At 47.4% G+C, this 12,250-nt stretch carries 7 protein-coding genes and 1 tRNA gene; 4 read left to right on the top strand and 4 right to left on the bottom strand.

Annotation, left to right across the window (positions count from 1 at the left end):
- Positions 1-48 precede the first annotated feature (48 nt).
- Together J0X12_RS09425 and J0X12_RS09420 are read left to right on the top strand one after the other, a co-directional pair.
- Positions 49-1,788, top strand: coding sequence for a hypothetical protein (locus J0X12_RS09425; RefSeq protein ID WP_207044778.1), 1,740 nt, complete (start codon positions 49-51; stop codon positions 1,786-1,788).
- 174 nt (positions 1,789-1,962) lie between these two features.
- A complete protein-coding gene (locus tag J0X12_RS09420; protein ID WP_207044775.1) occupies positions 1,963-3,675 on the top strand; it encodes a hypothetical protein in 1,713 nt (570 codons plus the stop codon).
- Between the two features lie 35 nt (positions 3,676-3,710).
- Here the strand turns inward: J0X12_RS09420 and J0X12_RS09415 are convergent, their stop codons facing one another.
- The 3 genes from J0X12_RS09415 to J0X12_RS09405 all read right to left on the bottom strand — a co-directional run bounded on the left by J0X12_RS09415 (position 3,711) and on the right by J0X12_RS09405 (position 8,019).
- A complete protein-coding gene (locus J0X12_RS09415) occupies positions 3,711-5,021 on the bottom strand; it encodes a glycosyltransferase family 87 protein (protein ID WP_207044772.1) in 1,311 nt (436 codons plus the stop codon).
- 148 nt (positions 5,022-5,169) lie between these two features.
- Positions 5,170-6,513 carry a glycosyltransferase family 87 protein gene (locus J0X12_RS09410; RefSeq protein ID WP_207044769.1) on the bottom strand — a complete coding sequence of 448 codons (1,344 nt, stop codon included), beginning with the start codon at positions 6,511-6,513 and terminating at the stop codon, positions 5,170-5,172.
- A gap of 141 nt (positions 6,514-6,654) precedes the next feature.
- Entirely contained in the window at positions 6,655-8,019 is a 1,365-nt protein-coding gene (locus tag J0X12_RS09405; RefSeq protein ID WP_207044766.1) for a glycosyltransferase family 87 protein, read from the bottom strand.
- A 354-nt stretch (positions 8,020-8,373) separates the two neighbouring features.
- On the opposite strand from J0X12_RS09405, the gene J0X12_RS09400 reads away from it, so the two are divergent.
- Positions 8,374-10,110: a hypothetical protein gene (locus tag J0X12_RS09400; RefSeq protein WP_207044763.1), complete on the top strand. Its 1,737-nt coding sequence runs from the start codon at positions 8,374-8,376 to the stop codon at positions 10,108-10,110.
- Between the two features lie 64 nt (positions 10,111-10,174).
- Entirely contained in the window at positions 10,175-11,905 is a 1,731-nt protein-coding gene (locus J0X12_RS09395; RefSeq protein ID WP_207044760.1) for a hypothetical protein, read from the top strand.
- Positions 11,906-12,131: 226 nt separating this feature from the next.
- On the opposite strand, the gene J0X12_RS09390 is transcribed toward J0X12_RS09395, so the two are convergent.
- Positions 12,132-12,208 (bottom strand) — tRNA-Met (locus J0X12_RS09390).
- Positions 12,209-12,250: the final 42 nt, after the last annotated feature.

Here is a 12,250-nt window from a genome sequence, read left to right as displayed (position 1 = left end):
CTACTGCCAAAACTTATTAAAGCACGGAATTAAGCGAGAACGTCGTAAATGATGAAAAACGTCAATTCGGCATCTGCCTCTATTTTTACCTTTCTTGTTGTTCTTCTCACAATTGGTAGGGCTGATTTTTACGGCGCTTTGTCCCCTCTCTTCCAGGTTGGCGTTGCTCTTGCCATCACCCTTATCCTCATGGCGGGTCTCGCGGGACGAAAATCGTTTATTACCGCTTTTTTTTCGATTGCAGTATTTTTTGTAATCCTAGCTGCCTGGTCTTATGGAACACAACCATTCTATCCGGCAGGCCATGACGGCTATGTCTACCACTTAACCGCAATCTGGGATCTGGCGAACGGCTGGCATCCCTTTCTCACGCCAAACAATAACATATGGGTGGATTCCTACCCCTCGGGTTATTGGGCATTGCAATCGTATCTTGTGTCCATAACGGGCTTACCGATGGCCGGCCAGTCCCTGCTGATTGCGCTGATGTTGGTGCTGGGATTACAATCCTTCGCATTTTTCTACGAGAAAATATCGCCCGCTTTGCCGCGTTTCAGGATTTGGACGTCTGTTCTATTCGCGGCCGTTGTGGTTGCCAACCCCATCCTTTTGACCCAGATACAAACGCATTATGTGGATGCACCGTTATATGTGGTTGGTGCCTCGCTTATATTCTTCTTGATGTCGGATGCCATAGGGAAGGGCCGCATTGCGTGGATCGGTGCCATTGCCTGCCTCATTCTCCTCATCAATATCAAAACCAGCGCACTCTATTTCACACCGCTTATCATTTTTGGCGGCTTTCTTATGGAGCTGTTCGTCCTGCGGGGGTCTTCCGGTTGGTTACGAGAGGTTGTTCACTGGACAGGCAAGAGAGGAATTTACTACGGATTGGCAGGGATCTTCGCCATTCTGGTGATCGGTTACAAGCCATATGTCACCAATATTCTGGATCACAACGATTTATTATATCCCCCGTCCGCGGACATAATGAATAAAAACACGCCATTAAATGTACAGGATCCAATGCCTGGCCCGCAAAAGTTTCTGGTCGGGCTCCTCGCACGAACAGAACACAATCGTTACGGCATTCCTGTGGAAGCGCCCATAAATGTAAAAATACCTGGTACTTTCACATTAGCGGAGTTTAAGGCACCCGATTTTGATACCCGACGAGGCGGCTTCGGGCCGCTGTTTAGCCTGGCCCTTTTGACTTCATTACTTTCTTTCGCAGTAAGCCGCATTGCCGTGTTCCGTCAAGAAATTACCATGTCTCGACGGGAGAGCGGCGGGATTGCGCTTTTCGGGATTATTCTCCTCGTCATTACTGTCCTTTTCCCTGAACCATGGTGGGCCAGATATGTACCGTTTCTATGGTTGACCCCGGCATTTCTTGCAGTTTCCACTCTGCAGATTGAATTGACCGGTAAAAGTAGAATTTTTACGCAGGCTGCCATGGCGATTACCATCGTCGCCTTACTGGGCTGTATGTTGTCCGCGGCGTTAGGCGCGGCCCGCCAACATATACAGACATATCAACGATTTGCCCCGATTGAACAAATGAGGACCGCGCCAGTTGTTGAGCTTACGCTTATCAAGGAAGTTCGCGTTTTCTTTGACTACCAGTCTAAATCACAATCCGATGCGGCGACAGTCTATGCAGAAATCCTCGAAAGGGAGGGTGTCAACACCAGGATTACGGAGGAATTTGACGAAACGACATGTGTTCAATCAGGATATTTTTTTGGTGCTGTCCTCTGGTGTATTCCGAAAAATCCTGGGGAATAGTTATTGCCAAAGATGACATCCAATCCCTATTTTGTGACAATGCGACAGTCACGACAATTTTCATTACGCTAAATTCCAAAAAGTTGCAGCCGAGGGGGCCAGAAATTGCAGCACGATCGTCATAGCTTGCAAACACGTTTATCTATTGTCAGTGCCTCTTCAGTATTCATTTTTTTGGCGCTTCTGCTAATTGTCAACCGTATTACAATTGCCACAATGCTTCCCCCCTATGTGGATCTGGGGGTTGCCGTCATACTGACAATTTTGCTGGTTTATTTTGTTGACGGGCCAAGGGCGTCAAGAACGGCACTGATCTCAATCACCGGCTTTTCTATATTTCTTCTGTTCTGGGCATATGCGACATCACCGCTCTATTCACCCGGCGATGATGAATATGCCTATCACTTGACGGCGATATGGGATTTGGCGGAAGGGTGGAACCCTCTTGCGACCCCACATAACAATATCTGGATTGATTCCTATCCGAACGGATATTGGGCGCTGCAATCCTATATCGTCGCAACAACCGGGCTCATCCTATCCGGTCAGTCCCTACTATCGGGGCTCATGGTTACCGTCACGATACTTTCCTACGGGTTTTTCCTGGAGCATTGCGCGGATCATGTCTCCAAGTTCAAGAGACTTACCTCGCTATTCCTGGCCTGCCTTGTCATCGGGAACCCCATCGTCCTGACGCAAGTCATGACACATTACACAGACGCGCCGCTCTACTTGCTTGGCTGCGGTCTGGTGTTCTTTCTGATGATAGATGCATGCAGTCCCAATAAGCTTGCCAGGTGGGGCGTGCTCAGCTGCATCATCTTACTGATCAATACGAAAACAGCCAATCTGTACTATGTACCCCTTATTGTGATTGGGGGGTTTCTGGCCGACCTGGTCGCGAACGGAGGTATTAGAAATTGCCTGCCACGTGCTGTGCGATGGATCATTTCCCGAGGCCTCATATATGCGTTCGTGTATTTTGTTGCGATTATCGTTCTCGGGTACAAACCCTATGTGACCAATCTCCAAGATCATCTGGCACTGCTCTATCCATCCGTTACGGAAATCATGAGCTATAATATTCCGAATAATGTTAATGGCGTTTCAGCACCTGTCGGGTTTTTCTACGGTATATTTGCCGAAACCGGGAGGACATTGTGGCCCTACCCGTTCGACTCCCAGATCAATCTCAAATTTCCTGGAACATTTTCGATCGATGAATTCAAAATTCTTCGGTTTGACACGCGGCGGGGTGGGTTCGGGCCCATGTTCAGCCTGGCCCTGCTAAGCTCCATTCTCGCCTATGCGCTCTGCAGAATAGCAAGCCTTTCAAGTGGGCCTTATGCAATGGCACGCAAGGGGGACAGTCTGGCGACACTCGCTCTTGCGCTCCTCCTGATTTCCATGTTTTTTCCGGAATCCTGGTGGGCCCGTTATGTCCCCTTTACCTGGCTTAGCGCCGTCCTTTTCGCCGTTGCCTCCCTTTTCCTGGCAGGGCACGGAAAATTCCTGATATTAACGCGGGTTCTGCAGGGACTTGCTATGCTGTCATTTCTTCTATGCGTTGCGGCCGGTGCAGGCGGGGCGCTGAAGCAAAGCCTGCGGGTACAAATAGCCACTCACGCCGTTGAAGCCGTGAAGGACTCTCCCGTCATTGAAATATATATCGAAAAAGATATACGTATTACGCGGGACTTTCAGTCCCAGCAAATTTCCGATGCGGCAAATGTTTGGGCGCGGGTGCTCCGCGAGAACGGTGTGCACGTCCGTATCGTCGGCACGGAAATACCATTTAGAGAGAAGGAATACTGCGAGAAATTGGGCTGGCTGGAAGCGCATGTACTCTGGTGCGTCCCAAGGGTACCGAATAAACAGCCAAACTGAGTTCGCGAGGGTTCACTTCTCTGAATTGGCGACAGCTATTTGAGCGGCGCCTTCCTTGCCACGTCAATTCTCAACAAAAAGAGCGTAATCAACAGCAAAAGCGCCCCGTAAAAATGCAGGGATTGAAGCAAGTTAATCGGTGGCTCGCTGAAGGCTTCCTGCTCCGCAAGGGTATAGTAATTCGCTAACAGAAAATAGCTTGTACATAGAAGCAGAAGATTAAGGAGCGATGACAGTCGGGCTTCCGTCGAAATAGAGTGAATGGCCGTCAAAAAGGCGGTAAGAAAAATGGGCAACAAGATTCCGTAATGGTGGATCCATGCCACTGGTGATGCGATGGTGCAAACCAAAAGCATCGTTGCGAGGTCCAAAGCAGAGCCCATAGTTGGCCCGCTTCCTGCGATCGCATCCGTTTCCCGCTTATAGAATAACCCCACAGCGATAAAGACAACTGTAGAGACGATAGTCCCGATATGCACGATCAGGTTATAGGGTGCGAAAGATTCCAATGTCCACTGCAAGGACGTCGCATCAACCAATAACCGGTTCAGTACTCCGTTGATGCTCTGATTTGGCCAATACACTTCCCCGTGCTTGCCCATATGAGAAAGCGCCCTCAAGTAATCCACATGTTCCTGAAAACCGAATAGAGCGAGAGATACGATCCCCGCAGGTATGAAAACAATCATCAGCCCTATCAAGAAGTGCTTCTCTTTTCGAAATAAGGCCCAGAGAAGGAGGAGCGCGAACTGTGGCTTAATTAATGCGGCAAGCGCAATCATCATGCCCGAGAAGTACTTCCTTCCCATGAGCCATGCCACAAAGGCAATACTGATCAGCAAGTCTATAAAGACCTGAACCTGGCCAATAAACTGCCCCCACATCAACGGGTAAAAGCTGAAAGTACCGATAAGAACGATTAAAAAGGCGGCCAGGCGGAAAGCAGGAGATCCCTGAAATTCCAGATAATATTTCCTGGCGATTACGATGATCGTTTGAAAGCCGCAAATGACGATACCGAATAAAGATAAATACGACACGAAATTTGCGATTTCTGTCGCTCTCTCCCAACTCATATCAAACTTGTAAACCACCCAAAATGGCAGAATGCTGATTGGGGGATACTGGAATTTTATACGTCTTTCGAAGAAAACATTTTCATAGATCCCCTGATCCGGAAAGGTGAGCTTCGCGACCGCGGCCTCCGTCATGGGCCACCATGAATCAAAATAAATCAGATCAAGAAATAGGACTGACTTTGTAAGTGTCGCAATATAGGTGTCACCAAGGACATAATCTATCACGTCTTTAGCTATCCCAAGGAATACTATCCCGCCGACAACCAAGATGAAAAGGAGGGCAGGATTAACTGATTTAATGGGACGTTGGGACATAAAGATGAACTATCCGGACTGATTACGGCATGATTTGGTCAACTTGATATGAATTTCCAGATGATGTTTGAATACTACAACTGGACTAAAAGAGGTCAAGTTATTCCACTTCCGTAAAATTTGCACTATGAAGACCCTTGCCCTTAACGGAGGCCTCTAAATCTGACCATTCGCCAGCTGCGGCATACCTAAGTAGCAAGAGCGCGAATAAGGTAATAAAGCCTCCATACAGAAAATGAGACAAAATTAAATTAACCGGCGGCGCATAAAAGGCTTCAATGTCTGCAAAAGTAAAATAATTCGATATGAGAAAATAGCCGACGCAAAGCAAGATGAAGCCAGCCCTTGCGTAACGACTTCGGCCATTCAGCAAGAGGATGATCCCTATCATAATCGCCATCGTAAAGGCCGGCCACAAAACACCATAATGATGCGTCCATGCCGTAGGGGCGGCCATAACCACCAGGAGCACCATCGTTGCCAAGTCAAGTACAGAACCAACGGTGTTGTTGGTCTTCGGTTTGATAAAGAACAATCCAAACAAAATTAATGCGCCGCTAGAGATTAGAGTGCCCGCATAAACATATGTGTCGTGCATCGAATAGGAAAAAGCATCAAATTCACCAGGGTTAGCTGTCCCCAAAAGCCTGTGAAGCAGACCATTAATGCTCTGGTTCGGCCAGAATGACTCCCCGTGAGTGCCGATGTATGACAGCACCTTGAGATAATCCAAATGTTCGTTAAATCCGAATACGGCGAGAGAGATAATTCCGGCCGGAATAAATACGACTAACATCCCGACAAAACAGGCCGTTTCTTTTCGTATCAGCGCCCAGAGCAACACCAAAGCCAAAGTCGGCTTTATTAAAGCCGCGAACGCAATCGCCATTCCCGCAAGATGTTTTCTTTCGCTCAGCCAGGCCAGAAAGGCAAGGCTTATCAACAGATCGATTATCACCTGCACCTGGCCGAGATACTGGGCAATAACAATCGGGTGATATGTAAATATGGCGAGCAATGACACAAGAAAGATGCCCAAATGAGCGTGTCTGGATATCAAATATTCGTTCGCATATTTATCCAGAAGTAGGACAACTATTTTATATCCGCAGAATGCAACCCCAAGCATCGCCAGGAACGAAACAGCATAGGAAATTTTGATGATGGATGCGAGACCAAGGCCAAGCTTGATCAGGAGCATGTACGGAAGCAAGCTTATTGGCGGATACTGAAACTTTATGCCTTGCTCGAAGAAAACGACTTCGTAGATACCTTGTTCTGGAAATTCCCGTCTGGCATAGGCCGCTTCATACATCGGTAGCCATGAGTCATCCTGTTCCATGGCCTGGAACAATACGGCCTTTAACTCATAAAATGTATAACCAAAGCCCCAGACGTAATCAAAAAAACCGTTTACTAGAAAAAGCGAGATCAAGATGCCCATTGTTATTATATAAAGACTTGCAGGATCTTTATTTATTTCTCGAAACATAATCTACAAACTTTCGGTTCTAGTAATATCTGTCTGACCTATCTGCATATTTATTAACGTAAATTTATTAACACTTTACCATACTGCGCGTGTTCAGTTGTTACGGTATTCACCCGCCAAAGTACGGCGCAGCATCAACAAGGCCGCCAGAAACAGAAATGCCCCAAAAAGATAATGTGATAGCAACAGATTTATGGGAGGTGCAGAAAAGGCTTCACTCGTCAGCGCGGGAAATCTATTTGATAGCAGCAGAAAGCTTGCACTTAATAAACTGCCAATCACGATAGTCTGCCAACTCCGCCGTATGGAACGGAGGCAACACAAAACGACAAAAGCAGCAACGTAGAATGGCCATACAATGCCATAATGGTGATACCATGCTATCGGCGATGCCATTGTCACTAACAAAAGCATCGTGGCCATATCGAGCGAATAACCTGTGAGCTTCCTGTCCTGCGAAAGGCCACGGCTTGATGATTCCGGGCGGAAAAACAGACCCAGCAAAATTAACATCACGGTCGTCACGATGGTGGCGCCATAAATAAACGGATTATAGGGTGCATAGGAATTGACCGGGAAGGTCAATGCATCAACGTCACTTAACAATCGATGCAGGAGACCATTGATACTCTGGTTTGGCCAATAGGCTTCGCCATGTTTACCCATGAGGGACAGAGTTTCCAGGTATTGGACATGCTCACTAAAACCAAAGACATAGAGAGAAAGGGCCCCCGCGGGAACAAAGACGGCGATCATCCCAATCATTATTTCCTTTTCCTTGCGGATCAACGCCCATAGAAACAGCAGTATTAGCTGGGGTTTGACCAATGCCGCCAATGCAAGGCATGCTCCCGAAAAATATTTCTGGTTCAAGAGAAGTAGCAGAAAAGCAAGACACACCAGTAAATCCAAAATGACCTGAATCTGGCCCAGGTACTGCGCCCTGACTATTGCGTCGAAGCTAAACGTTCCGATAAGAGAAATAACAAAAAACGGAATTTTATACTTCCAGTCAAACTTCCCGGAAATAGGAAATCTTTTGAACAGGATCACTATCAAAGAATATACAATTGCGACCATAAGCAATATGGAGGCAAAAGAAATGGCATTCATAACCTCCCGGATCGTCTCCCAGCTCATACCAATCTTAATGAAAATGATGAACGGCAGAATGCTTAGCGGCGGATATTGGAACTTCATCCTCTCTTCAAAGAATACCGTTTGATAGACGCCTGCATTCAAAAGACGGGCTTTCGCGGCATTATACATTGGCCACCAGGAGTCATCGTCCACGATGACAAGCTGCACTATGGTGCGCAACTCATCTAGCGCCCAGCCTTTACCCCAAATATAGTCGATGCCGTCATAGATAGCGCCCAAGGCAAGTAATGTACCGACCATCCAAATAAACAAATTGGCTGGATTATATGCACGTTCCTGGGACTTCAGCTCTGACATTTACAACTCTGGCCTTCTTCAATCGTCTACGACAAGGAAATTTCGTATTGTGTCCGTCGAGCGTGGTGCCCTCATACTAATGATCGGCAGGAAAGGGTCAAGTCATCAAATATTAGATTAAAGAAATAATAAATTTTTTTATCTTAAAACAAATACTTAACAAAATTTTCGCTCTAAAGACCTCCAATGTAGTCTCTAATTAATAAATTAAGATGCATTTCAGATCCTTCTTAATCATCAGTCGCGTTGCCGACCCCCTATTTCCAACTTCGTCATTACTGGCAATGGTTTATTAGTTTGTTTATGGTATCGAATGTTTGCCGGGCGAAATGGTGAAAAAGGGATTTTCTGTAGATGACGCGATTTGCAAATGTTGGTTCTTCCGCGATCTTTCTGTTTCTTTCCATCCTGTTAATTATTAGCAGAATCCCGGTTACCAATACCCTTCACCCGGCGATATTTTTGGGACTTGCCACTTTTTTGATTTTCGTGATCTTCCGGATAGTCGGAGGACACAAGACATCGCTCATGGCACTGACGGCAGTTGTCAGTTTTTGGGTGGTTATCGCGATTTGGGCGATCGCGACCCAGTTTCTGTACGACGCCGGACATGACGGCCATTCCTATCATTTGACGGCTATTTGGGATCTGGCTCGAGGTTGGAGCCCGTTCCTATCGTCTCATGACAATATCTGGGTTGATTCCTACCCGAGCGGCTATTGGGTGCTGCAATCATACCTCGTCTCCACGACCGGGTTGTTGCTCTCGGGAAAGTCCCTCACTGTCGGATTGACGGCGGCGGTTGCATTGCTTGCCTACGGGTTCTTTCAGGACCATATTTCAGACCGACTGTCTCGGCTTAAGATGTTCTGGGGACTTTTGTTCGCCCTCGTTATTGTCGCAAACCCGGTCGTCCTAACCCAGATAATGACCCACTATATCGACGGATCGCTTTATCTCTTGGGAAGTGCATTAGCGCTATTTCTTTTATCTGATACTTATTCTGACAACCGACTTGCAAGATGGAGTGCTATCGGCTGCATTATCCTGATGGTAAACACCAAAACGGCTTCGCTCTATTACGTACCGATGATCGTCTTCGCCAGCTTTATGGCCGGATGGGTATTGAAAAATGTTGCGATTTCACATGTCCAGTTTATTTTTAACTGGATCAAACGTCGGGGAATTCCTTTCGGGCTGGCGTTTGTTATCGGCATCACCATCATCGGGTATAAACCCTATGTCACCAATGTCATGGATCATGGAGAACTGCTCTATCCTTCCGTTGATAAGATCATGGCAACGAACATCCCGAACAATCTGGAATCATTGTCGATACCGGTAAAGTTTTTCTATGGAATATTCTCACGGACAGAAGATAGCGTCTGGCCTGTATTGGTCACGGCGCCTGTCCACCTGAAAATCCCGGGCACCTTCCAACTCTCTGAGTTCAAAGCTCTCGATTTTGACACGCGCCGGGGCGGCTTTGGCCCCTTTTTTAGTCTTGCCCTTATCCTTGCAATTGCCCTGTATGCTTTAACGCGATTTACGCGTGCCCGCGGAGATGACGACCGAGAGCGCAGCAAAGGCGATGTACTGGCTTTATTTGCCTTAATACTGATCCTGGCATCAGTATTTTTTCCGGAGTCCTGGTGGGCGCGTTATGTTCCCTTTACGTGGCTCGGTGTATTGCTGGTAACCATCTCCACTCTCTTTTTCGGAGAAAGAAAGACGCGCTCCCTGACATCGGCGATTCTAATGTCCATTATCGCCCTTTGCTTTTTCGGCAATATTGCGTCTGCTATCCTTGGTTCGCTCCGGCAGAGCTGGCATACCTATCAAAGAACTGCCGTTATCGAGAATATGAAGAACTACCCAATTATCGAGCTTACACTCATCCATGATCCCAGGGTTATCAAAGATCATCAGTCGACGGCGATCACCTACTCCGATAAAACCTGGGCAACGCTTCTCCGTGAGCGCGGGATCGAAAGCAAAATGACCTCCGAATTTCATAAGGATGATTGCGAGATGTCGGGCTTCTTTGATGGCAACATATTGTGGTGTGCGAAAGCACCTCAAAATGAATAAATACCGTACTGGAACAACCCAAACATGACGCAAATTCAAAAATGCGGTCTTAAGGAAACCACGTATGTCTAAATTTGCGAATATCGGCGCATCCACGGTCTTCCTTTTCCTTGCTACCCTGCTCATAGTTAGCCGCTTCGCCACTGAAACTTTTCACACCCCGCTTATCTTCTTTGGTTTCGCGCTCCTAATTACACTCGGCATAGTGACAACAATGGCCGGAAAAAAGAGCCTGGGACAAAGTCTCATTGCACTAGCCCTGTTTGCGGCAATAACTTTGATCTGGGCTTTCGCAACCATCCCTTTCTATGACCCGGGCTTTGATGGATATGCCTACCATTTGAGTGCCATATGGGATATTGGCGAAGGATGGAATCCATTCTTTTCCCCGCATAATAATATTTGGGTGGATTCCTACCCCAATGGCTACTGGGTACTCCAATCTTACATTGTCAGCCTTACAGGATTGCTGATGTCGGGACAGGCCTTGATCGTGGGCTTGATGGCGGCCGTGGCCCTTCTGTCATACGGCTTTTTCCTGGATAGCTGCGCAGAAAATATACCTCGGTTTCCCCGGATAGCCGCTTTGATATTTAGTGGCATCCTTGTCGCAAACCCCGTCGTCATCGGACAACTCTTAACCCATTATGTTGACGCCCCGCTTTACTTGTTTGGCGTGGCGCTCGCGCTATTCCTTCTCTCAGATGCATTTCGCGAAAATCGCCTCGCCCGCCTCAGCGCCCTCTGTTGCATTATTCTGATGGTAAACACCAAGACAGCGGCCCTTTACTACACACCGTTAATCGTCTTTGCCGGCTTTGTGGCAGAACTTACAATTCAACGGGCAGATAGAGATCTTTTGAAGCGTGGCCTTTTATGGATACGAAAAAAGGGACTCTTGTTCGCGTTTACTTTCATCCTCGGCGTCACTGTCATCGGGTTTAAGCCCTATGTTACCAATATCCTGGATCACGGGCAGCTTCTGTATCCTTCAGTCTCTAAAATCATGAAGGGAAATGAGCCCGAAAATGTGATCCCGCTATCTGCCCCTATGAAGTTTGTCTATGGTATCTTCGCCCAAACCGATCACAGTGAATGGCCGATTGATGCTCCTATCGAGCTCAAAATCCCGGGAACATTTCAATTATCAGAGTTCAAGTATCTCAGGTTTGATACCCGCCGTGGCGGTTTTGGCCCTTTCTTCAGCCTGGCATTACTTGCCGCTATCGCGGCCTTCACCATCCGCCGTCTCGCTCATCGAAAACATAGCAGAGCTATTTCAACCCGTGCAGAGGACGGCTTGGCCCTATTTGGCGCTCTGATGATCCTCGCTTCCATGTTCTTCCCGGAATCCTGGTGGGCCCGATATGTTCCTTTCACATGGCTGAGCGCCATCCTATTCATTGCCGCATTTATAAAACTGAACCACGCGAAAAAGTGGGACTTCGCTGCCCGCGTTCTTGCCTTTGTCGCGCTTCTGTCCTTCTTGGGGTGCATATTAGCGAGCGGTCTCGGCGCCGTCCGTGAGAGCAGGCTCTTGTATGCCCGAACAGAGATGATTGAAAAAATATCTCTGTTCCCGGAAGTAAAACTCCTAATGTTCTATGATCCTCCGGCCTATCGGGATTTCCAATCGACGTCGACCCAGGACGGTCTCGCAGTCTGGACACGACTATTAGCCGATAGAGGGTTAAAGACGGAAATTAGCCATGAAAGAAATCAGTTTGATTGCGATATGGCGGGATATCTTAATGGCGGAATTTATTGGTGCGTTATCATTGATGAGATGCAATAGCGGCAACGCGCTACTAGAAACATAGGCTTAAATTCTTTTCTGCTGTCTTAGCGCGGGTGATGATCCCAGGCGACGCGGCATACTTCGCCGCCTTGTACGTCTATAGTTGTATAATGTAATTTTTTGTAACGATGAAGAGCCCCTTTCCTCACAAGAATATATACCGCGAGTCGGTCAGCGTTGCGGTACTAATATTAACATGTGGTTTATGAGGATTATGACGTTTTGGTTGCGGGGGTAGGATTTGAACCTACGACCTTCAGGTTATGAGCCTGACGAGCTACCGGGCTGCTCCACCCCGCGTTAATTTTGTTTTTTGCCTCAATCGCCGGCGGGAACATCTGT

Source organism: Sneathiella sedimenti (assembly GCF_017313765.1).
In the GTDB taxonomy this organism is placed as follows: domain Bacteria; phylum Pseudomonadota; class Alphaproteobacteria; order Sneathiellales; family Sneathiellaceae; genus Sneathiella; species Sneathiella sedimenti.
This window is presented reverse-complemented; position numbering and strand designations above follow the sequence as displayed.

Coding starts and splice junctions, on each gene's coding strand:
- J0X12_RS09425 (WP_207044778.1), top strand. CDS start 49: ATGATGAAAAACGTCAATTCGGCATCTGCCTCTATTTTTACCTTTCTT.
- J0X12_RS09410 (WP_207044769.1), bottom strand. CDS start 6,513: ATGGGCATCTTGATCTCGCTTTTTCTAGTAAACGGTTTTTTTGATTAC.
- J0X12_RS09405 (WP_207044766.1), bottom strand. CDS start 8,019: ATGTCAGAGCTGAAGTCCCAGGAACGTGCATATAATCCAGCCAATTTG.
- J0X12_RS09400 (WP_207044763.1), top strand. CDS start 8,374: ATGACGCGATTTGCAAATGTTGGTTCTTCCGCGATCTTTCTGTTTCTT.
- J0X12_RS09395 (WP_207044760.1), top strand. CDS start 10,175: ATGTCTAAATTTGCGAATATCGGCGCATCCACGGTCTTCCTTTTCCTT.